The sequence below is a fragment of the Streptomyces sp. NPDC002884 genome, from assembly GCF_040295245.1.
Classification (GTDB): Bacteria; Actinomycetota; Actinomycetes; order Streptomycetales; family Streptomycetaceae; genus Streptomyces.
Window position 1 is genome coordinate 173781 of the sequence record NZ_JBEOVB010000005.1, and the last position, 23565, is coordinate 197345.

Below are 23565 nucleotides of genomic sequence, written 5' to 3' on the forward strand. Positions count from 1 at the left end.
CCTCTCAGCCAATCTGGGTTACGGCGGCCCAGTAGACATCGTTCAGAAATTTCGGACCGAAATCACCGGAGATCATTCCCACCTGCTCGACCACCATCGCCTGCCACTCCTCTTTGTCGTGCCAGTCGTACCGCAACTGGACCCCGAGTTCACGCAAAAGGGAGCTCGCACGTAGTTGTGGCCACGGATGGAGTTCGATGAAACAGCGTGTGGCCTGGAAGCAACGGATCCATTCAGCCGCTTGGCCCTGGGGATGTTCCGCGGTCACCACAACGCTCACCGCGCTGCGACTTTGCAGGACACTGTCGAACAGGCGGGAGACCAGGACACGGGCCTCGCTCCGCACGTCCTCGGCCACGGCGAAGTGGTCGAGCGCGAGTACGAGGTGGAAGCCGGGAGGTGCCAGCTTGACGACCAGGTCCGTCGCACGCTTGAGCAGGCTGTCCCGCGTGGCGTCGAGTGCGGCTCTGCGGCCGCCCTTGCTGTGGTCGTGGCGCATGCCGTCGACCTCGGCGACCAGGGCTTCGAGATCCTCGTCGACGCCCCAGCCGCCGTTGCGCCTGCTGTCCCGTCTGATGCTTTCGGCCAGCAGCGCCACGGTCTCGACGATCACGTTCGGTGCCGGGGGCGGAGAGGCCCCCGCGTGCCGGGGCGGTGCGCTGCGGCGCAGCTCCCTGAAGTCCAGATAGAGCGCCCGGCACCCGTGCCGCTTCTCCCAGACCCGGAGCAGGGAGAGCATCAGGCAGGTCGTACCGATGGGCCCGTCCGTACCGTTCCCGCACAGTACGAGCAGTTTCTTGAGGGCGGTCCCCGACTCCAGCCAGTCCAGTGCGGTCCTGCGCTGCGCGACCCGGTCCGTGGCCCCGATCAACGGCCCGTAGAGATCTTGGCGATCCTGGTCCTGGTCGAGTGCGTCGGCGGGATCCACGGCCGGAACGGGAGGGGCCGGTAAGACCTGGTCCGGGAGGCAGTTCACCGTGACCTTGGCATCGGCCGTACAGCCTTCGTGACCGGCCACGGCGTCCGACGCCGCCTCGGCGATGCTCCGGCCTTCGGCCAGTGCCCTGTACAGCGCTCTCACCGGCAGGCACAGATCCCGTCCGCGTTCGGGCGCGGAACACGCGTCGCAGGTGTGCTCGGGCGCGAGCGTCAGGGAGATCGCGGCCAGCGCCGGGTGCAGCGCGTCCGCTTTCACGAACGGCCGGATCAGCCGGTGTGCCTCCGATGGTGTGGCGTCACTGCTGGAGACGACGAGACGGACGGATGACAGGTTGAGACCGCTGAGACCGTCCGAACCGTCCACCAGCAGATCCCGTGCCGCCCAGCCTGCCAGGTGCAGCACGTGGGGCTGAATGTCTTTCAGCGTTCCGGAAAGGGAGTCGTGACTCATCGGCCCCGGGAGCACGTCGACCTCCCACCGTTCGGCGTGCGCGGAGAGCGCGGTGTGCACGGCCACATCTTCATGCCATGCGGGTTCCGCCCCCTGCTCCTCGCTCGAATCCACCCCAATGACCAGTACCCGCAGCGGAAGATCGTGGAACGGCAGCGGCTCGCCCGGCTGAAAATTCCCTGCCCCGACCTCGCTGCGCAGGACGGTCACCGGTCGGGTCACGCCCGCTTCCGCGGCAGCGCGTGCCAGCCCCTCCCAGTCGAGATCATGCAGTTCGGGGACGTGTAAGCGCAGAACCACCAGCACCGGGGCGCCGGCATCACCGCCCGGAACCTCTTCGGGGTCCGGGGGAAAGTATTCGGCCAGGGAGTGCCATAAATACTCTCCCCGTGTCGTGTCCTCCGATCCCCGCTGCATGGTGATCACCCTTGAACCCTCTTCGACCCCATTCTCCCGAATGATCGTCACTTCGACGCGATAAGCCACCGCACAGGCCGCTTCGGCGGCTTTGAATCTCAGGTGGACGACGTGCACCATTCACCCCACCCCCAATATCTGGGGACTCCCTTGAAGGAGCCTTATCATCCGGTAAAGATTCTCCGAAAAGCCTCGGTCAACTCGGCCTCATCATCCACGAGTTTGAGGAGCAGACGCTCGGGATCAGGTGTGCCGGACAGGTGATCCCCGTCCACGGCGTCCAGATCGTCACGGACACGTACGCACAGCTCCCGGTACGTGGCAGGCACACCGCGACCGGTCCGCGTGCCGCGCCACAGCGCATCATCCTTCTTCCGGCGGCGCAGCAGATAGGCGCCGGTGAGGTCGCCGACCAGCGTGGCGTACATCTGATGGACGGGCGTGCTCGCGGTCAACTGATCTGACTGGCAGCGCAGTTGATCGTCGGCGATCCGCCGGTGGCAGGCTCCCACATCCATCGGCGTGCCTGCCCTGTAGAGCTGGCGCAGCGCCTGGCGCTCATAGTCCCGCGCGATCTTCATGGCGGCATGCGCCTCTTGTTCCAGCCCTCCGCCGACGGCCAGGCCGGCCCGGGTCCGGTGGATCCGGGCGCGGGCCACGTCGACCATGGCCCGCAGGGCGATGTCGCCCGACCGCTCCACCTTCGCCAGGGACGCCGTCAACTCGGCGTCGAGCAGCCTGAGTTGCTCGCGGTCTCCGGTAAGTCTGTCGTCCAGTCCGGTGAGGCAGCCCTCCACGGTGTGCAGATACCGATCCGTCTCGGGCGGGTTCGCGAGTTCGAGGTACTGCCCGAGCCGGAGGTGGGCGGTGCGGGCCCTCTCTCGGTGGGCCGCGCGGTCCTCGGCGCCGGCCTCGTGCTCCTCCGGCGTCGGCCCGTGCGTCTCCGCCAGCAGGACGTGGCAGTCACGGCGGATGGTGAACAGTCTCCTGCGCAGGATCTCCCCATCCGCCCAGTCCTCGTGCGCGATGTCACGGAAGCGCACGTCGACGAGGGATTCCAGGACGGTTGCCGTCCCCTCCAAGGCCTCGTGCAGTTCGCCCTGGTCCACCTTCACCCTCAGCAACTCCGTATCGACGGCGCTGGCTATGAGGCTGACCGGGTCCCCGCGCCCCACATGCTGGAGATAGTCGTCGCCGACGTGTCTGGCCCGAGCCAGGCGGCCGGTTTCGCGCAGACCTCTGAGGATTCCCGCCCCCATCGCGGTGGCCACCGGCGAACTGTCCACCACTCTGTCGCCCGGGCCCTCTCCGAGCAGGGCCGACAGACCGGGGTCACCGCCGTCGTACAGCGCCTCGAGGACCTGTAGGAGGCGAGTTGCCATGGTGGCCTGCGCAGAGCCCGTGTTCGATATACGCTCCCGCACCCGTCTGAGGCGGTTCATCATGTCGTCCAAGCCGTAGTCCTGCCGTGAACGGGCCATCAGAACGGCCATGAGCACCAGGAGCGTGTCCCAGTCTCCACAGCGTTCCAGGTAGGGCAGTGCCCTGCGGATGAGCCGTTGCACCTCCGCGGACCCGCCGTACAGCCGGTGCCGGAGTGCCTCCTTGGCGCGTTCCGCCGTGTGTTCTATGGCGATCCGGTCGACCTCCGCCCGCAACGAGGCCCCGTCCCCCGTCTTCACGTCGCTGTGGCCCGCCGCATCCGCGATCGCCGGGTGGATACGCACCTTGATCAGCGCATGGGCGTTCCCCCTGTCGGGCAGCCTGACGAGGTCGACCAGGGACTCCCCGCGCAGCTCGTCCAGCAGTACCTCCAACTCCTCGGCCGCCGACAGCCGGCCGTCCTGGCTGTTGTACAGAGCCGCCCAGATCTGGGACAGCAGACAGGGCACCGAGTGATCGCCCTCCCGACGCCGCAGAATCCGGTCCACCGGTCTGAGCCGGCAGAGCACGAGCATCAGCAGGTAACGGGGATCGTCGCCGGGCAGACGCAGCAGTGCGTCCAGCGTCCAGTCCCCTATCGCCCGCCAGGCGTCAGGGCGCCGGCCTGGCTCGTCCTCCGCCAGGCGTTCGATCCCGGTGTCGGCGAGGCTCCGCAGATACGCCTCGCCCTGCTCGGCGGCCTCGTCCGCGTACTGGAGCAGGCCCGGATGTCCGTCGGCCAGCGAGAGCACATCGTGGACGAGCTTGCGCTTCTCCGGGCCGGGCACGGCTCGGGGTGCCGCACCGATGACCTTGCCCAGGTGAGGCAGGCTCAGGGCATACAGGAACGCTTCGGCGGGCGCCAGCAACGGCACGAGAACGTCCGGCATGCGCGGGCCCAGCTTGAGCGGGAACGCGCTGGTGATCAGCAAGCGGAAGCCCAGCGCCTTGGGGTCCGTCATCGCGACGATCAGCCGCTCCCAGTACGGATGCAGCCAGGAAGCCCGGCTGGAGGTGTCCCCGGGAGCCAACAGGCTCTCGATGTCACTGAGGAACACCAGGGCGCAGGAGTCGTCGCTGCGCGTCAGCCAGCCCGCGACGTCGCCGCAGAGTCTCTCGAACGCGGTTTCGTTCTCGAGGAAGGACTCAAGTTCGGCCGGGCCCGGCACGGCCTCGCCGCGCGTCTCGAAGGCCTGTCTGATCGCGCCGTCCGCCAGAAGGACGGCGACGAATCCCTTCAGCGCCTCGGCCGCATCGGGGTTCATCGTCTCGCCGTCCGGTGGATACTGCACGACGGTGCGGTAGTCGTCCGCGTAGTGGCTGATCAACTCGGTGGCGCAGGTGGTCTTGCCCACGCCGTGCATGCCGTACAGCACGGCGCCGTTCACGTCGCCTTCGGTGGGCCCGGAGAAGATCTCGCTGGCGGTCCACATGGTGTCGTGATGGCCGACGAGACGCGGAGCGGCGCGCTGTCGCGGCGGCCCTCCGTTGTACCCGCCCGTTCTGTGCGGTGGAGGCTTCACCTTCAGGCCACAGGCGTCGGCACCATAGAGGATCGGAGCGGCGACATCCAGGGGTTCGAGCGATTCGCGGTGTGTGGCGAGGGCCTCCGACAGGGCCTGCGGAAGCGGCAGATGCTGCCGCAGAAGCTTTTCGTACACCGTTTCGACGATGTCGATCGCGGAGCGGTCCGCGATGCGGTGCCGGAAGGCCAGCACCGCGCACTGAAGCCCGCGCGCCAGTTTGTAGGGCAGCTGGCCGTCGGGCTCCGGCGCCTGGACGTGGGGGTCGCCGGAGGCCGGCCGGTGCGGGTGTATGCCGAATTTCTCCAGCTGGTCGGCGAGCGAAGGGCTGCCGGCCGGCCGGGTGGTGATGACCGCCAGCCTCAGCCGCAGGTCGTTCCCCCCGGGCTGAAGCATCTGGATCAGCTGGTCCGCGCTCAACGAGGTCCTCTGCCGGCTTCCGTCGATCGCGGACCAGCTGCCCGGGGCGCCCCGGTCGGCCAGGTGCAGGATCATCTGCCACGGCCTGGAGTCCTGGTGCCGGCTGGACCGGTTGGCACTCTCCAGACGGTCCTTCAGCCGACCGTGCGTCACGTGGTAGGCGAGTGCGTTCAGGGTGATGTCCCTGCCCCCGCCCTGGGCGGCAAACCTGCGCACGGTCCTGAAGACGCGTGTCTGCTCGGCGTGCAGGTCCACCGGCTCGCCCGCCTCGGTGCGGTTGAACACACCGACGAGATGGAGCGGCGTGTTGTCCTCGGCCCGGTAGTTCAGATCGACCCGTGCCGGGCTGTCCTCGGCTGCCACGTCGTACACGAAGGTCAGCTTGCGGTCCGCGAGGGAGCCCTTCTCGTCGGCCGCCAGGGCGAGCGGGTAGCGGACGATCTCCCGTTCGAGGCCGTCTCCGTTCAGTTTGACCAGCACGGTCGACGGACGCCCCGTGGGCAGCTGCCGCCATATGGCCGGAGTGAGCACCGACGTGCACAGCCATTCACCCAGCCGACTCAGGGTGACCGTCTCCGCCGCGCCATGTAATGCCAGATTCTGCATGAAGTCGTACGGGTCGGTCAGGAAGCGGTAGTTGTCGGGGGCGGTCGCGCCGCCCTCCCCCCGCGTCAGGTCGACGTCTGCGACCACCGGCACCTGCTGCCCGCGAGACGGCGTCAGCCGCCACCGCCAGCGTGGTACACCCCCCGCCGCCTTGGTGAAATCCAGGACCTCCAGTAAGGCGTCGTAATCCCGTGGCATGTTCTCAGCCCCCCTAAGAACCCCTCGCATATGCCAGTGGAGAGCAGGGTATCCTCGCGCCGACTTACGACACCCCGAAGCGACAAAAGAGGTCACGGAATCCTCCGGCACAAGATCAGGAACTCTCGATAATCGAAGGTGTCTGCGATTTCAGGCAGTCCTCCCGCGTATCCAGGCGCGCAGTTCTTCCGGAGTCCCGGCGTGGGCCTCCGCGTCGTGCAGGACCCCCGGGTTCCCCGCCGCCCGCCGCAGCACCTGGTCGGCCGTGCGGGAGGTCTCCCGGGCATGGTGGATCGGCCCCAGTCGGGGCAGGGCCCGGATGATGTGCCGCATCTCGGCGGGTTCGAGCGGTGACAGGGGCACGCGGCGCAGGGCCGGCGCCAGATCCGGCAGGTCGGTGCGGGAGGTGAGCAGAAGCTTGCCGGGGCCCCCGGACGAGGCGAGGGCGCCGAGCATGTCGGTCCAGCGCGGATCCTGGACGCGGTCCGCGGCATCGACGACGACGAGCAGGCGGCCGCGGACGCCCGCGATACGCGCGGCGACCTCGGTCCAGGGCAACCCCTCCGAAAGACCGGAGAGTTCGGGGAGCCGAATTTCCAGTTGGCGCATGAAATCGGTTACAGGGTCGGCGCAGGACGACGTAAAGCCTTCCGCCCATTCCGGTCCGGGATACCAGACGATGGTGGAGAACGCCTCACGGTGATCGTGCGCGAGAAGTAGGGCGCACGTGGTGGCTCCCATGCCGGGTACACCGTGGACCACCGCACCGGGCACTCCGCCGGCGGGAGCCAGCGCGGCATTCGCGCCGATCATCTCGCGCAGCCGGCCGACGAACGAGGCCGGCCGGTCGGGCAACAGCGCGGCATTGCCCCGCCGGGGGCCCGGGAGATGCCCGCGGGACCGGGGACGGTCGAGCAGCCCCGGGTCGAGGGCGGCGGCGCCGTAGACCATGGGTGTGGCGGCGGTGAACAACGGGTAGCGGTGCTCGCCCAGTCCGGAGTCGGACGCGGTCTCGTCCAGAGCGTTGTGCAGAGCCCGGGGAAGGGGGTGGCGGTGACGGAGGAGGGAGGTGTACAGGCGGACGGCGAAGGCCTGCGCGAAGTCGTTGCCCACCGGAAAGCGCATCGCGACGACAGCGCAGCCCAAGTCGTCCGCCATGGCCGCGGCCAACGAGGTGAGCGCGCGGTACGCGGTGCCGTCCGTATCGGAGGCGTCCGGGCCGCCCGCCTCCGGTGCTGTCCGAGCCCGCGGTCCTGATTCCGCGCCGGCGGCATCCTGGGCGTGCGGGAGCTGGCCGCCGGACCAGCAGGCCGACAGGAACACCAGTTTCACGCGGTTGCGCAGCCGACTCAGCAGCTGGATCAGATCGGGAGTGGCCACCGCGTCCTCGGAGCCGTCCGGATGCTCGAGGAGCAGGGTTCCGGGGAGTCCGTGGGCGACGACATGGACGATGTCCCACCCTTCCGGCTCGTCCAGCATGGCGCGGAGCGTCGTCCTTCCGACCCCGAACTGCCGCGTTCTCAGTTCCAGCGGCGTCACGTCGGACCCGCCGCCCGCCCCGAGGGCCAGCAGCTTTCCGCGCAATACCGTGCGATGGGCTCCGAGATCCAGGGGGGCCACGGCCCGAGGCAGGCTGAACAGAGCGAGCATGCGCAGGCGTGGCGGCAGATCAGGCCGGTCGCGCACGACATCGGAGGGTGTCCGCACACCGCGCACCATGGTCACGCCGTGCCGCGCGAGCGGTCGGCCGCCGACGAGTGCCAGCTCCCACGGCAGGGCTTCGAAGTCGGCCAGGGCCGGAGGCAGTTGCAACCGCACCACGGACGGACCCAATGCCTCGAGATGGCCCGCCATCTCCCCCAGACCCACGGTGGCGATCCACTGCCCCGCGGACCGCACCTGGTCCTCGATCCGGGCGAGCCCGCCCCGCTTCCCGCTGAGTGCGGCGATCCGCTGCGGAAGCGTGTGGAGCAGGTCCAGTTCGGCACGGTCGGCGCTGCTCAGCCGCACGGGAACGAACTTGGCCCGGAAGGAGTCGGGCCGCCACAGCTCCCACACCCACGACTCGGGTATACCGTCAGCCCCGGCACCGCGACGGTCACGGATGGTGAGCACGGCTGACCGGATCATGTCGATACCTGCCCCCTTTCGCCATGTTCACATCCGGTTTCACGATTTCCCATCTGAAAAGCTGTCAAACTCTCTAGTCTGATGGAAAGTCAGGATCTCAGGACGACGGGGGACCGCCATGCCGAACGACCGTCCCAGGAAGTACATCAAGGCCGTGCGAGCCGCCACCAAGATGCAACCCTCGTGGCCGCCGTCCGAGCACCGGGAACTCGGTGACGTGGGAGTTTTCCGCGACGGCCAGTTCGAACGCAAGGGCACCATGCAGTCGTTGTTCGGCGTCGAGGTCATACCGCGCGACGCACCGGACAACAACTCGTCCTACCACTGCGACTCCAACGGCAGCGTGCAGCTCCTTTCCCATGCCGCAGCCGGCGTCACCGTCGCTCCCGCCGCAGATGCCTCCGTCGTCCTGGAGTTCGGCAGGGCCGACGCGGTGCTCTTCCGCGCGACGGGCTGCCGGACCGAGGAGATCAAGAACATCGAGGCGGTCGAGGCGAGAATGCTGGAACTGCACGCTCAGAAGAAATGGCCGCGCGACTACGTGGTGGTGACCGAGGTCACCCACGCGTCGCGCACCACGGCCCTCATGTCCAAGAACCGCAAGGACCGCATCGAGCTGAGGGCCAGTGCCGACCCCGGCATCAGCGGTCTCGATCTGCTCACCGCGTCCGGGGGGCTGAGCTGGGCCGGCGGCTCGGTGGCCGGCTTGCAACTGCTGTCCGAGGGGGAGCTGACTCCGCTCTACCGGGTCCGAGGCATGGTGAGACACCTCTTCCGTGACGACGAGCCCAGCTACCTCGGCCCGGACGAGACCGAGGACGAGCAGGACGAGAGCGACACCGAGTGGTACGTGGACGAGGTGAGCAGCGCAGCCTTCGACGCGGAGGAGGAGAACGACGCGGAGTAGCCGAACGGCGCGGAGTAGCCGAACGGGAGGGGCGGGTGGTGGAGCGATCGTGATCGCTCCACCACCCGCCCCTCCGCCGTGTCATGCCTGACGAAGAGCCGACCCTCAGGCGATGGACCGGCACGGATCGATCGGGCTGCACATCGGCGCGATCCGACCAGCGTCGCGGCGGGTGCCGCCGCCGGGCCACGCCACTCGCCGCGTGACTCGTCCGGGCATCGACGAGGTGTTGCGGTCACGTTTCGGTCGCGTGCCATTCAATGGAAATCTGCCTGGTGGCCATGGACGCGGGCGCACATTCTTGCCGCACGCCTCGGGGGGCCGACCGTCATGTGTCGGACTTGCCGCTCCCGAGCGCTCTGCCCTTACCGCCCGGCTCGCGAAAGGAGCGGCTGCGTGACATCGACGTCTGCAAGCCCCTCGCTCACGGCATCGTCCGCCCGGACCTCCGAACGCTGGAACCCCCGGCTGGTGGCCCTGCTGGTGGCCCTGATCTGGCCGACGCAGCTGCTGGCCGTGGCCGGCATCGTCACGGCCAACACGACGGCCGACATCGCGCAACGCTTCCACACCACCCAGGTCGCCTGGTTCTCGCTGATCGTCACCATGGTCTCGACCCTGCTCATCCCGTTCGTCATCAAGGCGGGTGACCGGTACGGGAGGCGGCGGATCATGCTCGCCATGATCGGCCTCGGGGTCGTCGGCGACATCATCGCGGCCATGGCGGGCAGCTTCTGGCTGCTGCTGGTCGGCCGGGGCATCGCCGCCTGCTACGCACCGTTCGCCGCCCTGTCGTTCCCCGCCGTGCGTGATCTGTTCCCCGCCCGGATGGTGAAGCAGGCCAGCGCGATCCTCGGCGGCAGCATGGGGCTGGTGGGGGTCGTGGGGCCGTTGCTCGCCGGATGGCTAATCGACGCCGGGGGGTACCGGGCCGCGCTGTGGTTCATCGCCGCGGCGACCGCGGTGGCGTTCGTCCTGGTGGCCGTGCTGGTGCCCGAGACCCCGCGGCACGACTTCCAGAACGGCTTCGACTGGCTGGGCGGGATGCTGCTCGGCGGCGGCCTGACGGCCGTGGTGTACGCGGTCGGCCAGGGGCAGAGCTGGGGCTGGACGAGCGGTGCGACCCTCGGCTGGACGGCCGGCGGACTGCTGGCGCTCGTCGCCTTCGTCCTCGTCCAGCGCACCAGCGCCCATCCGATCCTCGATCTGCGGGTGCTCGGCCGGCGACCGGTCGCGCTGACCGTCGGCGCCGCGGCCGTGGGCCAGGCCACCGCGCTGGCGATGGCCTCCATGGGCATCCTGCTGGCCCTCTACCCCAGGATCCCCGGGGTCTCCGACGGGCTGGGCTGGACCAGTACGCACAACGCGCGGGTCGGTCTGACCTGGAACCTGGTCATGCTCGGCACCGGATTCGTCGCCGGCCGCCTGCTGCGCAAGGCCGACGCCCGTCTGCTGTGGGCGGTCGGACTGGGGCTGGGCGCGGCGGGTTACGGACTGATGGGCCTCTTCCACGCCGATGCCGTCCAGCTCGTGCTGACGGCGTGTCTGGCCAACCTCGGCACCGGCCTCATCGTCTCCATCGCTCCCGTGCTGGTCCTGGGCGTGGTCTCGGTGGAGGAGCAGGGGCAGGGCAGCGGACTGATGCAGATGCTCTTCAACTTCTTCGGCACGGTCGTCCCCGCCGTGTGCTTCGCCGTCCTCGCCGCGCACAGCACGGTGCTGCAGGGCACGGCCTTCTACCTGGACGGGGGCTACAGCTGGGTCTTCTGGACCGGAGCGCTGATCCTGCTGGCGGCGCTGGCGGTGTCCCTGTTCATCCCGGCGCTGCGCGATCCGGCGGAGAGCGACGCGGCCCCCGCCGCCGCCTGACCGGTCCGCACCGACGCCGTCGCCCCCCGCCGAGTCCCAGGGCGGGGGGCGACGGCGTCGGCTCGCGGGGATCCGCCCACGGCTTCACTGCCGTCGGCGGATGCCGCTCTGCGCCTGGGCCGGCGGGGCCGTGACGGCGCCGAGGCTGCGGGACAGGGCCCGGGCCGTGGCGCGCAGCGCGGGGGCGAGCACGCGGGGCTCCGCGTGGCCGGCCGGTACGACGACCGACAGCGCCGCGACGACCTCGCCGTCGGCCCCGCGCACGGGTGCCGCCACGGCGTGCAGCGGAACCGGTTCCGCGCGGTTGACGACGGCCACCCCGGTGCTGCGGATCTCGGCGAGGGAACGCCGCAGCGCGGCGGAGGACAGCGGTACGCCCTCCGGCTCGTGCGTCAGGGCCTGCCCGAGGATCTCGTCCTGGAAGTCGGGTTCGGCGTGGGCCAGCAGCACCAGACCGACGCCGGTGGAGTGCAGCGGCAGCCGGCCGCCGACCCGGTACAGCACGTCGATCGCCGCGTGGGCCGACAGCCGCTCGACGAGCAACGCGTCCGCGCCGTCCCGTACGGCCAGCAGGACGTGCTGGTGGGTCGCCTCGTACAGATCCTCCATGTACGGCAGCGCCACCCTGCGCAGCCCGTGCGCGCGCGGCGCCAGGGAGGCCACCTCCCACAGCCGCAGGCCCACGACGTAGCGGCCGTCGGCGTCCCGCTCCAGGGCGCCCCAGTGCACGAGCCGCCGGGCCAGGCGTAGCGTCGTACTCGGCGGGGTGTCCGTGACGCGGCTGAGTTCGGCGAGGGTCAGCGCGCGGCGGTCCTCGGTGAAGGCCGTGAGCAGCGCGAACGCTCGGTCGATCACCGGCTCGCCCTGCGGTGGCCGTCTTCCCCGGGCGGCGGCACGGGAGGTGCCCGCATTGTTCGTCACCCGTGCAGTGTGACCCACTCCGCGAGCAGAGACGCATTGCGCGCAGGTTTCGATCGCATGCCATTCAATGGAATTCCGCCTGGTGGGACGGTGGCGACGGACCCCATCCTTACGGCACCCGTCCGTACGGCGCCCGTCCGTACGGCGCCCGTTCCTGCGGCACACCTCGACGGGTTGCCCGCCTCGGGCAGAGCCGACCAGATTTCCGAGGAGACCCCATGACTGCGGAGTTCGCCCTGAGCGGCGGTGCGAAGCGCCTCCCCCTGCCGGGGAAGCCGGTGCCCTACTTCCTGGAGGCCGGAGAGGGGGAACGGTCCCACCTGTTCGACGCCCTCATCACCGTGCTGCTCAGCAAGGACGAGACCGCCGGCCAGTTCGGTCTCTTCACCTACGCGGCCCCCAAGGGCGACGCGATCCCCACCCACAGCCACGCCGATGTGCACGAGACCTTCTATCTGCTGTCCGGCCGCGCCCGGGTGTGGATCCAGGACGGCGACGGCGAGACGTACGAGAAGCTCCTGAAGCCCGGCGACTTCGGTTACGTGCCCGCCGGCTGTCTGCACACCTTCCGGGTCGAGGCCGACGACACGAAGATCATGGGCGCGTCCAGCGGCGGCTTCGAGCGGTTCTTCGGCGAGGCCGGCACCCGTACGGACTCGACGGAGCTCCCGCACCCGCCCTACGTCCCCTCCCACGAGCAGCTGGCCCGGGTCGCCCGCGAGCACCGGCAGGAGTTCCGGTTCGACCTGCGCCCCCTGGACGGCTGACATGACGGCGAACGCCTCCGCCCTCCCGGCGGAGCAGACCACGGCCGCGGGTTCCCGGGTGCTCCGGGGGGTCGAGTACGGCTCCCCGCTCGGCTTCCGGCCGCTGCTGCTCGACCTGTACCGGCCGGCCCACGACCCGGAGCGGCCCGCCCCCGTCATCGTGTTCCTGCACGGCGGCGGCTGGCGGGTAGGGCGGCGCGATCAGTTCGGCCCCGCCTTCGCCGGGTGGCCGGTCGGGCCGTTCGACCGTCTCGTCCGGGCGGGCTTCGCGGTCGCCTCCCTCGACTACCGGCTCAGCGGCGAGGCCGTCTTCCCGGCCCAGCTGCACGACGGCAAGGCCGCGCTGCGCTGGCTGGGCGCGCACGCCGACGCGCTGGGGCTCGACGCCGGACGGGTCGTGCTGTGGGGCGAGTCGGCGGGCGGTCATCTCGCGGCCCTGCTCGCGCTGACCGACGGCAGGCCGGAGTGGGAGGGCGAGGTCGCAGAGCCCGGTCCGGGCGTGACCGTCGCCGGGGTCGTCGACTGGTACGGGCCCGCGGACCTGCGCACCATGCAGCGCCAGTCCCGGCCCGACGCGGTGAGCGCCCCGGACGCCGTGGACTCGCGGGAGGCGCTGCTCCTCGGCGCACCCGTACCGGCGGCACCGGAACGCGCCGCCGCGGCGAGCCCGGTGAGCCATGTGTCGGCCGCCGCCCCGCCGTTCCTGCTCGCGCACGGCACCGCCGACCGGTTCGTCCCCAGCGGGCAGAGCGAACAGCTCGCCGCGGCCCTGCGCGCCCACGGGTGCCGGGTGAGCCTGCAGCTGGTGGACGACGCGGACCACCTCTGGGCCGGGCTGCCCGATCCGGAGACCGTGTTCGCCGAAGCCCTGGAGTTCGCCTCCCGGGTGTGCGGCCCCGGCCCCCTCGGGCTTCCCGACCCGGCCTGACTCCTCCTCGAACGTTTGGTCACCTGTATGAACGCCGCTCCCACCTCTCTGCGCGCCGACGAGCTGGAACAGCCGCTGGGCCTCGGCAACCGCCGCCCCCGGCTGTCCTGGTGGCTGCCGCCCGGCTCGCGTGAGCAGTTCGCGTACCGCGTCGAAACGAGCGCGGGCTGGGACTCCGGCCGGGTCGAGTCCGCCGACAGCACGCATGTGCCGTACGACGGGCCGCCGCCCGGCTCCGGGGAGCGGATCACCTGGCGGGTCAAGGTCTGGACCGACCTCGGCGAGAGCGCGTGGTCGCACGAGGCCTGGTTCGAGACCGGCCTGCTGGATCCCGCCGACTGGCAGGCACGGTGGATCGAGCCCGTCGTACCCGGCGCAACCGGCGGACCCGGTGTGTCCGGCGGACCCGGCATCCCCGGCGTCCCCGGCGGACCCGGCATCCAGGGCAGGCCCGGTGCGTCCGGTGTGTCCGACGTCCCCGGTGGACCCGGAGTGCCGTCCGCCGGGCGCCGGGGCGCCCCGCTGCTGCGTACCGCGTTCACCACGGGTTCCCCGGTCCACCGGGCCCGCCTCTACGCGACCGCGCAGGGTCTCTACGAGGTCTTCCTCAACGGGGAGCGGGTCGGGGACGCCGAGCTGACGCCGGGCTTCACGCAGTACGACGTACACCTCCAGGTGCAGGCGTACGACGTGACGGCGCTGCTGCGGGAGGGCGGGAACGCCCTGGGGGCGGTGCTGTCCGACGGCTGGTTCCGCGGACAGATCGGTGTCACCCGGGCCCACGACCAGTGGGGCGAACGGGTGTCGTTCCTGGCGCAGCTGCATCTCGAGCACGCCGACGGCACCACGTCCGTCGTGTCCACCGACCGCGACTGGCGCTGGGCTCCCGGGCCGATCGTGGCCGCCGACCTGATCGCGGGCCAGTGCACCGATCTGCGCCGCACCCCCATCGGCTGGGACCTGCCGGGGTACGACGACTCGGCGTGGACGCCGGTGGAGGTCGCCGACCACGGACACGCCGGACTGGTCGCCTCGCCCGCCCCGCCCGTGCGGCGCGTCGAGGAACTGGCCCCGGTCTCCGTGACCCGGCCGCACCCCGACCGCCAGGTCTTCGACCTCGGGCAGAACATCAACGGCTGGGTGCGGCTGACCGACCTCGGCCCGGCGGGCACCCGCCTCACCCTCACGCACGGCGAGTCCCTGGGTCCCGACGGCGATGTGACGACGGACCACCTCCGCGTGGACATGCCGTTCCTGCCCGAGCCGCTCCCGGCCGGCCAGGTCGACCGGGTCGTCTCGGCCGGCCGGCCCGGTGAGGCCTTCGAACCGCGGCACACCACGCACGGCTTCCGCTACGTCCGTGTCGAGGGCCATCCCGGCGAGCTGACCGCCGACGACCTGCGCGGCGTGGTCGTCCACTCCGACCTGCGGCGGACCGGCTGGTTCGACTGCGACGACGAGCGGATCGACCGGCTGCACGAAGCCGCCCGGTGGGGTCTGCGCGGCAACGTCTGCGACATCCCCACCGACTGCCCCACCCGCGAACGCGCCGGCTGGACCGGGGACTGGCAGCTGTTCGTGCCGACCGCCGCCTTCCTCTACGACGTGTCGGGCTTCTCGGCGAAGTGGCTGCGCGACGTGGCCGCCGACCAGTGGCCGGACGGCACCGTCGCCAACATCTCACCGGCCTGCCGCACCGAGGGTCCCAAGGGTCCGGTGGCGCATCTCAACGGCTCCGCCGGCTGGGGCGACGCGGTGGTCATCGTGCCCTGGCAGCTGTACCTGGCCTACGGCGACCCCGGGATCCTGGAGGAGCTGTGGCCGGCCATGACCGCCTGGCTCGGCCGCGTCGAACGGGCCGCCCGCGAGGAGCGTCACCCGGACCGGATCCGGCGCTCCCCCCGCCCGGCGCCGCATGAACGGTATCTGTGGGACACCGGGTTCCACTGGGGCGAGTGGCTCGTGCCCGGTGAGCACATCGACGACCTGGAGGGGTACGCGGCCCTGGACAAGGCGGACGTCGCCACCGCCTACTACGCCCACTCCACCCGGCTGGCGGCGCGCATCGCCCGCGTCCTGGGCCGCGACGAGGACGCCGGCCGCTACCGGGAGCTGAGCGAGCGGGTGCGCGACGCCTGGCGGACCGAGTTCATCGCGGCCGACGGCTCGCTGCGCCCGGACACCCAGGCCCACCATGTGCGGGCGCTCGCCTTCGACCTCGTCCCGGCCGGACTGCGGGCGCGGACCGCGCGGCGGCTGGTGGAACTCGTCCGCGCCGCGGGCACGCACCTCGGCACCGGCTTCCTCGCCACCCCGGACCTGCTGCCCGTGCTCGCCGACTCGGGGCATCTCGACGTCGCGTACGAGCTGCTGCTCCAGGACACCGCCCCGTCCTGGCTCCACATGATCGACCGGGGCGCGACGACCGTCTGGGAGCACTGGGACGGCGTCGGCGCGGACGGCACCCCGCACGACTCCCTCAACCACTACTCCAAGGGCGCGGTCGTCTCCTTCCTGCACCGGCACACGGCCGGGATCAGGCCCGACGAGGACGCTCCGGGCTACCGCCGCTTCACCGTGGCGCCCCGCCCCGGCGGGGGCCTGACCCGGGCCCGGGCCGAACACCACTCGCCGTACGGGCCGGTCCGCTCGTCCTGGCACATCGAGGACGGCCGCTTCCACCTCCGCGTCACCGTGCCGCCCGGCGCCACCGCGCGCGTCGTCCTGCCCGACGGCGCCCGGTACGACGCCGGGTCCGGCACCCACACCTACGACTGCGCGGCACCGGACGCCGCCCTGACTCCCGCGGGAGCGACCCCATGACCGACCCCACCACAACGGCCCGACACGCCCCCGCGGGAGGGACGGCGGCCCCCGGCCCCGCCCACGGCCGTCAGCCGGACGATCTGGTGCGACAGGTCCTCTCCACCGTCCGGGGCGACGACGAGCGGCTGCGGGAGCTGATCCGCGGCCTCGTGACCCATCTGCACGCCTTCGTCCGGGAGACCCGGCCCTCCGAGGAGGAGTGGCTGCGCGCGCTGGACTTCCTGGTCCGCACGGGCCGGGCCTGCACCGACCGCCGCGACGAGTTCATCCTGCTCTCCGACATGCTGGGCCTCACCTCGGCCGTGGACGAGGTCAACCACACGGGTCCGGCCACCATGACGCCCAGCTCGGTCGAGGGGCCCTTCCACTCGCCGGCGCCGCCCCGCCCGATGGGCGCCTGGATCGCCGAGGGCCCCGAACTCCGGCGCGGTGAGCGGGCCGTGGTGCACGGCCGGATCACGGACTGCGACGGCAGGCCGCTGGCCGGCGCCGTGCTGGACGTCTGGCAGGCGAACGACACGGGGCTGTACGACAGTCAGGACGACGAGCAGCCCGACGGCAACCTGCGCGCCCTGTTCACCACCGGACCCGACGGCTCCTACTGGTTCCGCACGGTCAAGCCCGCCAGCTACCCGGTGCCGACCGACGGCCCGGTGGGCGAACTGCTGCGGGCGCTCGGCCGTCACCCCATGCGTCCCGCCCATATCCACCTGCGGGTGGAGGCGGCCGGTCACCGGTCGCTCACCACCCATGTGTTCGCCGCCGACGACCCCTACCTCGGCTCCGACGCGGCGTTCGCCGTGAAGGACGCGCTGATCGCGCCCTTCGCACCGGCCGCCGACGAGGACACGGCACGCCGGTTCGGCATGGAAGGCCCGTTCCTGGAGGCCGAGTTCGACATCCGTCTGGCCGCGGCGCCCGCGGCGGAAACAGGAGGAGCGCGCGCATGAAGCTCGTCGGCATGGTGGATCCGGGCCGGGGGTCCGGCCGCAGGCAGGTCGTGATCGGCGTCGCCGTGGACGGCCGGGTCACGCCGCTCACTGAGGTGGACGACTTCTACGCTGACCTCCCCCACTGGCTGGAGCGGGCCCGCGCGGTCCGCCACGGCACGGTCCCGCTCGCGGAGGTGCCCCTGGCCCCGCCGGTGCCGGCGTCGGCGCGGGTACTGTGCGTGGGTCTCAACTACCGTGCGCACGCGGCCGAGGGCGGCTTCCGGGCACCGGAGCACCCCACCTTGTTCGGCCGCTGGACGGCCTCGCTGTCGGTGGACGGCGTACCGGTGCCGGTGCCCGCGAACGAACCCGGCCTGGACTGGGAGGGCGAGGTCGTGGCCGTCGTCGGCGCCCGGCTGTGCGACGCCGGCGAGGAGGAGGCCGAGGCCGCCGTCCTCGGATACGCCGTCTTCAACGACATCACCGCCCGTACCGCGCAGAAGCTCACCGCCCAGTGGACGCTGGGCAAGAACGCCGATCGCAGCGGCCCGATCGGGCCGGTCGTCACCGCCGACGAGGTGGGCAGCCTCTCCGACGGGCTGCGCCTGGTCACCCGCGTCAACGGGGAGATCATGCAGGACGGGAACACCCGCGACATGGTCTTCGGGGTGCCCGAGCTGCTGTCCCGGATCAGCGCCACCCTGACCCTGCGTCCGGGCGACCTCGTCGCCACCGGCACCCCGGAGGGCGTCGGCTACGTCCGTACGCCGCCCCGGCTGCTGCGGTCGGGCGACGTCGTCGAGGTGGAGGCCGACCGGCTCGGCACGCTGCGTACGCCCGTCACCGACGCGTCCGCGAGGTCCGGCGCGTGACCGGGACGACCGTCCAGGTACTGATCGCCGGCGGCGGGCCGTCCGGTCTCGCCGCGGCGGTCGAGCTCGGCCGCCGCGGCATCCGTACCGTGCTCGTCGAGCCGCGCACCACCGTCGACGACGACCGGCCGCGGGCCAAGACCACCAGCATCCGCACCATGGAGCACTTCCGCCGCTGGGGCCTGGCCGACCGCTTGCGCACGGCCGCTCCGCTGCCCGTGGCCTGGTCCCAGGACGTCATCTTCTGCACCGCGCTCCTCGGCACCGAACTGACCCGGTTCCGCAACGTGTTCGGGTTGTACGACGGCCGCGACGAGCGCTGGGCGGAGCCGGGCCAGCAGGTTCCGCAGCCGGTCGTCGAGCGGGTCCTGCGCGCGGCGGTGGCCGAACTGCCCTCGGTCACCTGCCTGACCGGCCACCGGGTCACCGCCGTCGAGCAGGACGAACACGCCGTGCGCGCCACGGTCGCCGCCGACGACGGCTCCGTCCGCGTGCTCACGGCCGGCTATCTGCTGGGCTGTGACGGCAGCACCGGAGTCAGCCGGCAGGCCATCGGAGCGCGGTACGCCGGCTCGTCCGGCGAACGGCCCAACCTCAGCGTCGTCTTCCGGGCACCGGGCCTGGGCGAGGCCGTCGGCCTGGACCGGGCGGTGCAGTACTGGGTGGTGAGCCCCGAGGCGTCCGGTCTCATGGGCCGTCTCGACCTGGACGACCGGTGGTGGGCCATCGTCCAGCGGACCGACCCCGGCCGCCCGGTGGAACCCGAGGCGCTGGTGCGCGCTCTCGTCGGCGGCGGACACCCCGGGCCCGTGGAGGTGCTCTCCACCGACCCCTGGACCGCCCGCATGCTCCTGGCCGACCGCTACCGGCGCGGCCGCGTCTTCCTGGTGGGCGACGCCGCCCATCTGAACCCCCCGTGGGGCGGGCACGGCTTCAACACGTGTGTCGGCGACGCGGTGGACATCGGCTGGAAGCTCGCCGCGGTCCTCCAGGGCTGGGGCGGCGCGGAGCTGCTGGACAGCTACCAGACCGAGCGGCGCCCGGTGGCTCAGCAGATCATCGCGAGCGGTGCCGCCCAGGACAGGCTGCTCGCCCCGTCCTTCGCCGACCCCGCACTCCTCGGGGACGGCCCCGAGGCCGACCGCCGCCGCGCGCGGACCGCGGTCGCCCTGCGGGCCAAGGCCGGCGAGTTCCACAGCGAGGGCCTCGTCCTCGGCCAGCACTACGCCTCGTCCCCCGTGGTCGTCGACGACGGCTCCGCCGTCCCGCCCCTCGTGCCGCGCAGCTATCACGACCTGTCCTTCCCGGGCGCCCGGGTGCCGCACGGCTGGCTCCCCGACGGCCGTTCCCTGTACGACCTGCTCGGCGACGGTCTGACGCTGCTCCTCCTGGCCGGTGACCGGGAACCCGACCGCGCCGCCTTCACGCGGGAGGCCGCGGCCCGGGGTGTCCCCCTCACCACCGTCGACCTGACCGGCCTGGCCTCGCCCGGACGCTACGGCGCCCCGCTGCTGCTGGTCCGGCCCGACCAGCACATCGCGTGGCGGGGCACGGACGGCACCCGGGCCGGGTCCGTGCTCGACGTCGTCCGCGGCGCCGCGCCGACGCGTCGACCACGCCCGAGACGCCCGGGCAGCGGCGTGCGGTAGCCGGGCGGCCGACGCCGGTCCCGCAACGCCGGCCGGGCCCCGCCGCCGGGTCGTCGGCGTCACGCACGGGAGTCGACCCCCGCGCCGCCGGCCGGCGGCCCGAACGCGCCCGTGCTGCCGAAGGCAAGGGGCAGGAAGCGCTCGGCCATGCGGGCGTAGCCGGCCGCGTTCGGGTGCAGGCCGTCGGGCAGGTCGGCCACGTCGTCGGGTCCGAACAGCGTTGTCCCGTCGATGAGTCGGAGCCGGTCGTCGCCGTCCTCGCGGCGCTGCTCGACATGCCGGCCCAGCAGTTCGCGGATGCGGGTGAGCGTGAGCGCGCCGAACGCGAGTTCGGCGGGCCGGTCGACGGTGCGGACCATGCCGTCGGGGCCCACCAGCGTGGGCCCGGGGCGCCGTTCGGCGGCCGGGCAGACGATGGGGCTGACGATCAGCACCGGGGTGTGCGGGTGCCCGTCGCGGATCGTGTCGAGGAAGCCGTGGAAGGCCGGGACGAAGGCGCGTTCCCGCATGCTGTCGGCGTTGTGGACGTTGATGCCCAGTTCGAGGCTGATCGCGCTCGCGGGCAGGTCGCGGACGGCCCGGGCCATGAAGGGGTCGAGCTGGCACTGTCCGCCGAGGCCGAGGTTGACCAGGGACCGGCCGGCTGCGCGGGCCACGGCGGCCGGCCAGGTGGAGGTCGGGCGGTCCGCGTCCGAGCACTGGCTGATCGAGCTGCCGTAGTGCACCCACAGCGGGCCGCTCGCCGGAGCCGGACGCACCGACGCCCCGTCCGGGACGCGGACGTCGATCAGCGTGACGGCCGGGGTGACGGGCAGCCAGATCTCGACGCGTCGTTCACGGGCCCGCCCGCCGAGGCGGAACCGCACGGTCGCGGGCCGGACCGGCCCGGTCTCCAGCGAGCCGGAAGCGGGGTCGAAGAAGACGGGGCTCTGTTCCGTCACCACCACCGGCTCGCGCAGTTCCCCGTCGACCACCAGGTCGAAGACGCTGCCGGGGGACGGCAGTCCCAGGGGCTGGAGCACGGTCAGCCGGGCGTCGAGCTCGAGGTCGGTGGCGTGCGTGAGCATCTCGAACCGCACTCCGGACGGCACGGCGCTGTTGAAGTCGAACGCCCGGTCGGCCAGCCGCGCCCGTCCCTGGTCCGGGGAGCGGTGCAGGGTGACTCCGGTCGCGTCGGTGGTCTGCCCGAGCGCGCCGACGACACAGTCGAGCGCGCGGTCGAGTACGGAATGCATGCGAGGACCTCTCGGCGGCACAGGTCAGATCAGGTCAGGTCAGGTCAGGTCAGGTCAGGTCAGTCGTAGTCCTCTGTCCGGCATTCGTCGCGTGATTCGTCGCGCCGGGCCACGAACGGGTCCCGGTCTCCTGCCCGAGCGGTACGCGCGTCCTCCTCCTGGAGGAGGACACCGGGGTGTCGGCTCATGCACCGGCACCAGGCGGGAGTGCCCACACGGGCACGATGCCCCGGCGCACCCGCGCGGGCCACGCTGGTCGTCCACCCGAACCCAGACCTGGAGATCCGTTTCCCGTGGCTACCCTGCTCTACCGGCTGGGCCGGACCGCCTTCCAGCGGCGCTGGCTCGTGATGCTGCTGTGGGCGGTGATCCTCGGCGGCGTCGGGCTCGGCGCCGCCAAGGCTCCCGCCGCCTCCGACGACGGCACCTCCTTCATGCCCGGCATCGAGGCGCAGAAGGCGTTCGACCTGATCGGAGAACGTTTCCCGGGCTCGGACGCCGACGGCGCCGACGCGCGGATCGTGTTCGTCGCACCCGACGGCCAGAAGGTGACCGCGGCCGGCCACCGCGCCGCCGTCGACGCGCTCGTGACCGAGGCGGCCGACGAGCCGCAGGTGGCGAGTGCCGTGAGCCCGTTCGAGGCGGGCGCGGTGAGCGAGGACGGCTCGACCGCCTACGCCACGGTGAACTACAAGGTCAAGGCCGACGATCTCACCGAGGCCGACAAGGCCGCCCTGGAGAAGGCCGTCGACCGCGCCCGCGCCTCCGGCCTCACGGTCGAGGTGGGAGGCACCGCGCTCGCCACCCAGCCCGCGGCGGGCGGCTCCTCGGAGGCCATCGGCATCGCCCTCGCCGCCGTCGTCCTGCTGATCACCTTCGGCTCCCTCGCGGCCGCCGGACTGCCGCTGCTGACCGCCGTCGTCGGCGTCGGGATCAGCATGGCGTCCATCATGGCCCTCGGCAGCGCCTTCGGTCTGTCCCTGACCACCGGGACGCTCGCCACGATGCTGGGCCTCGCGGTCGGCATCGACTACGCCCTCTTCGTGGTCTCCCGGTACCGGGAGGAGCGCGCGGGCGGCCACGCCCCGCGCGAGGCGACCGCGCTCGCCGTCGGCACGGCCGGCTCGGCCGTGGTCTTCGCCGGTCTCACCGTCGTCATCGCGCTGGCCGGCCTGTCGGTGGTCGGCGTTCCGATGCTGACCAAGATGGGCCTGTGCGCGGCGGGCGCCGTGGTCGTCGCCGTCCTGATCGCCCTCACCCTGGTTCCCGCCCTGCTCGGCATGTGGCCCGAGGCCGTGCTCTCCCGCGCCACGCGCAAGGGCGGCCGCGCGGCCCGGCCTGCCGACAACGGCGGTTCGCGGTGGGCGCGCTTCGTGCTGCGCCGCCCGGTGACCGTGCTGGTGGCGTGCGTCGCGGGCCTGGGCGTGCTGGCACTGCCCGCCGCGCAGCTGGAGATGGGCATGCCGGGGGACGAGTCCAAGCCCGTCTCGTCGACGGAACGACGTGCCTACGACGCCCTCGCGGACGGTTTCGGCGCGGGCTTCAACGGGCCGCTGACGATCGTCGCGGACGTCAGGGACGCCGCCCGGCCGAAGGCCGCCGCGCAGTCGATCGCGCAGCAGATCGGCGCCACCCGCGGGGTCGTGTCCGTCTCCGCCCCGCGGTTCAACGAGGCCGGCGACACCGCGCTGTTCTCGGCCGTCCCGACCGCCGGCCCGAACACCGAGGACACCAAGAACCTGGTCAGGGCCATCCGCGCGGAGCGGGCCGGTCTCGAACGGGAGACGGGGGCGACGTTCGAGGTCACCGGCAGCACCGCGATGAACATCGACGTGGCGCAGGCCCTCCAGAGCGCGCTCGTCCCCTATCTGGCCGTCATCGTCGTCCTGGCCCTGCTCCTGCTGCTGGTGGTCTTCCGGTCCGTGCTGGTGCCCGTCAAGGCCGCCTTCGGGTTCCTGCTGTCGGTGCTGGCCGCTCTCGGCGCGGTCGTGGCGGTCTTCCAGTGGGGCTGGGGCGCGGAGCTGCTGGGGGTGGAGCAGACCGGTCCGATCATGAGCCTGATGCCGATCTTCCTGGTGGGCATCGTCTTCGGCCTGGCGATGGACTACGAGGTGTTCCTGGTGGCCCGGATGCGCGAGGCGTACGTCCACGGGGACCGGGCTCCGCAGGCGGTCGTCACCGGTTTCCGGCACAGTGCGCGGGTGGTCGTCGCCGCGGCGGTCATCATGATCGCGGTCTTCTCCGGATTCGTCGGCGCCGCCGAGTCGATGATCAAGACCATCGGTTTCGGGCTGGCCGTCGCCGTGCTGTTCGACGCCTTCGTCGTCCGCATGGCGCTCGTGCCCGCGGTGCTGGCCCTGCTCGGCGACCGGGCGTGGTGGCTGCCCGGGTGGCTCGACCGGCTGCTGCCGCGGGTCGACGTCGAGGGCGTCGGGATCACCGTGCCGCCGGTGCCCGCCGTCGCGGGGGCGGGCGGCGGGCAGGCGCCGCGGGAACCGGCCGAACGGGCCCGTACCTGAGGCTCGTGACCCGGGTGAGCCCCCGGTGGGTCCC

At 71.9% G+C, this 23565-nt stretch carries 14 protein-coding genes; 9 read left to right on the forward strand and 5 right to left on the reverse strand.

The window, feature by feature from the left end; genetic code table 11:
* Positions 1 to 4: 4 nt before the first annotated feature.
* The 3 genes from ABT070_RS13200 to ABT070_RS13210 all read right to left on the reverse strand — a co-directional run bounded on the left by ABT070_RS13200 (position 5) and on the right by ABT070_RS13210 (position 8106).
* A complete protein-coding gene (locus ABT070_RS13200) occupies positions 5 to 1927 on the reverse strand; it encodes a hypothetical protein (protein ID WP_351758859.1) in 1923 nt (640 codons plus the stop codon).
* 44 nt (positions 1928 to 1971) lie between these two features.
* A complete protein-coding gene (locus ABT070_RS13205; RefSeq protein ID WP_351758861.1) occupies positions 1972 to 5976 on the reverse strand; it encodes a hypothetical protein in 4005 nt (1334 codons plus the stop codon).
* Between the two features lie 150 nt (positions 5977 to 6126).
* Positions 6127 to 8106, reverse strand: a complete 1980-nt coding sequence (locus ABT070_RS13210) for a CHAT domain-containing protein (RefSeq protein WP_351758864.1) — start codon at positions 8104 to 8106, stop codon at positions 6127 to 6129.
* Positions 8107 to 8224: 118 nt separating this feature from the next.
* On the opposite strand from ABT070_RS13210, the gene ABT070_RS13215 reads away from it, so the two are divergent.
* Positions 8225 to 9013, forward strand: coding sequence for a hypothetical protein (locus ABT070_RS13215; RefSeq protein WP_351758867.1), 789 nt, complete (start codon positions 8225 to 8227; stop codon positions 9011 to 9013).
* A 396-nt stretch (positions 9014 to 9409) separates the two neighbouring features.
* Positions 9410 to 10882 carry an MFS transporter gene (locus tag ABT070_RS13220; protein WP_351758869.1) on the forward strand — a complete coding sequence of 491 codons (1473 nt, stop codon included), beginning with the start codon at positions 9410 to 9412 and terminating at the stop codon, positions 10880 to 10882.
* An 84-nt stretch (positions 10883 to 10966) separates the two neighbouring features.
* Here ABT070_RS13220 and ABT070_RS13225 read toward each other — a convergent pair whose 3' ends face one another.
* Complete coding sequence (locus tag ABT070_RS13225; protein ID WP_351758872.1) at positions 10967 to 11803, reverse strand: IclR family transcriptional regulator; 837 nt, start codon at positions 11801 to 11803, stop codon at positions 10967 to 10969.
* A gap of 218 nt (positions 11804 to 12021) precedes the next feature.
* Between ABT070_RS13225 and ABT070_RS13230 the strand changes: the two genes are divergently transcribed.
* The 6 genes from ABT070_RS13230 to ABT070_RS13255 are packed head-to-tail and all read left to right on the forward strand — an operon-like array spanning position 12022 to position 19777.
* A complete protein-coding gene (locus ABT070_RS13230) occupies positions 12022 to 12570 on the forward strand; it encodes a quercetin 2,3-dioxygenase (protein ID WP_351758874.1) in 549 nt (182 codons plus the stop codon).
* A gap of 1 nt (position 12571) precedes the next feature.
* Positions 12572 to 13498 carry an alpha/beta hydrolase fold domain-containing protein gene (locus tag ABT070_RS13235; RefSeq protein ID WP_351758877.1) on the forward strand — a complete coding sequence of 309 codons (927 nt, stop codon included), beginning with the start codon at positions 12572 to 12574 and terminating at the stop codon, positions 13496 to 13498.
* Positions 13499 to 13525: 27 nt separating this feature from the next.
* A complete protein-coding gene (locus tag ABT070_RS13240) occupies positions 13526 to 16321 on the forward strand; it encodes a glycoside hydrolase family 78 protein (protein ID WP_351758879.1) in 2796 nt (931 codons plus the stop codon).
* Complete coding sequence (locus ABT070_RS13245; protein WP_351758882.1) at positions 16318 to 17274, forward strand: dioxygenase family protein; 957 nt, start codon at positions 16318 to 16320, stop codon at positions 17272 to 17274. Before ABT070_RS13240 ends, ABT070_RS13245 begins: the two co-directional genes overlap by 4 nt.
* Positions 17271 to 18128 (forward strand): fumarylacetoacetate hydrolase family protein, encoded by an 858-nt coding sequence (locus ABT070_RS13250; protein WP_351758885.1) that lies wholly within the window; start codon positions 17271 to 17273, stop codon positions 18126 to 18128. The genes ABT070_RS13245 and ABT070_RS13250 overlap by 4 nt, the downstream gene beginning before the upstream one ends.
* Positions 18125 to 19777, forward strand: coding sequence for an FAD-dependent monooxygenase (locus ABT070_RS13255; protein WP_351758888.1), 1653 nt, complete (start codon positions 18125 to 18127; stop codon positions 19775 to 19777). Before ABT070_RS13250 ends, ABT070_RS13255 begins: the two co-directional genes overlap by 4 nt.
* Positions 19778 to 19836: 59 nt before the next feature.
* On the opposite strand, the gene ABT070_RS13260 is transcribed toward ABT070_RS13255, so the two are convergent.
* Positions 19837 to 21012 carry an SGNH/GDSL hydrolase family protein gene (locus ABT070_RS13260; RefSeq protein ID WP_351758891.1) on the reverse strand — a complete coding sequence of 392 codons (1176 nt, stop codon included), beginning with the start codon at positions 21010 to 21012 and terminating at the stop codon, positions 19837 to 19839.
* A 293-nt stretch (positions 21013 to 21305) separates the two neighbouring features.
* Between ABT070_RS13260 and ABT070_RS13265 the strand changes: the two genes are divergently transcribed.
* Entirely contained in the window at positions 21306 to 23531 is a 2226-nt protein-coding gene (locus tag ABT070_RS13265) for an MMPL family transporter (protein ID WP_351758894.1), read from the forward strand.
* Positions 23532 to 23565: the final 34 nt, after the last annotated feature.

What these genes read in the sequence shown, in the direction of transcription:
- ABT070_RS13210 (WP_351758864.1), bottom strand. Translation starts at nt 8,106, where the DNA reads ATGATCCGGTCAGCCGTGCTCACCATCCGTGACCGTCGCGGTGCCGGG.
- ABT070_RS13250 (WP_351758885.1), top strand. Translation starts at nt 17,271, where the DNA reads ATGAAGCTCGTCGGCATGGTGGATCCGGGCCGGGGGTCCGGCCGCAGG.
- ABT070_RS13260 (WP_351758891.1), bottom strand. Translation starts at nt 21,012, where the DNA reads ATGCATTCCGTACTCGACCGCGCGCTCGACTGTGTCGTCGGCGCGCTC.
- ABT070_RS13240 (WP_351758879.1), top strand. Translation starts at nt 13,526, where the DNA reads ATGAACGCCGCTCCCACCTCTCTGCGCGCCGACGAGCTGGAACAGCCG.
- ABT070_RS13200 (WP_351758859.1), bottom strand. Translation starts at nt 1,927, where the DNA reads ATGGTGCACGTCGTCCACCTGAGATTCAAAGCCGCCGAAGCGGCCTGT.
- ABT070_RS13230 (WP_351758874.1), top strand. Translation starts at nt 12,022, where the DNA reads ATGACTGCGGAGTTCGCCCTGAGCGGCGGTGCGAAGCGCCTCCCCCTG.
- ABT070_RS13215 (WP_351758867.1), top strand. Translation starts at nt 8,225, where the DNA reads ATGCCGAACGACCGTCCCAGGAAGTACATCAAGGCCGTGCGAGCCGCC.
- ABT070_RS13205 (WP_351758861.1), bottom strand. Translation starts at nt 5,976, where the DNA reads ATGCCACGGGATTACGACGCCTTACTGGAGGTCCTGGATTTCACCAAG.
- ABT070_RS13235 (WP_351758877.1), top strand. Translation starts at nt 12,572, where the DNA reads ATGACGGCGAACGCCTCCGCCCTCCCGGCGGAGCAGACCACGGCCGCG.
- ABT070_RS13245 (WP_351758882.1), top strand. Translation starts at nt 16,318, where the DNA reads ATGACCGACCCCACCACAACGGCCCGACACGCCCCCGCGGGAGGGACG.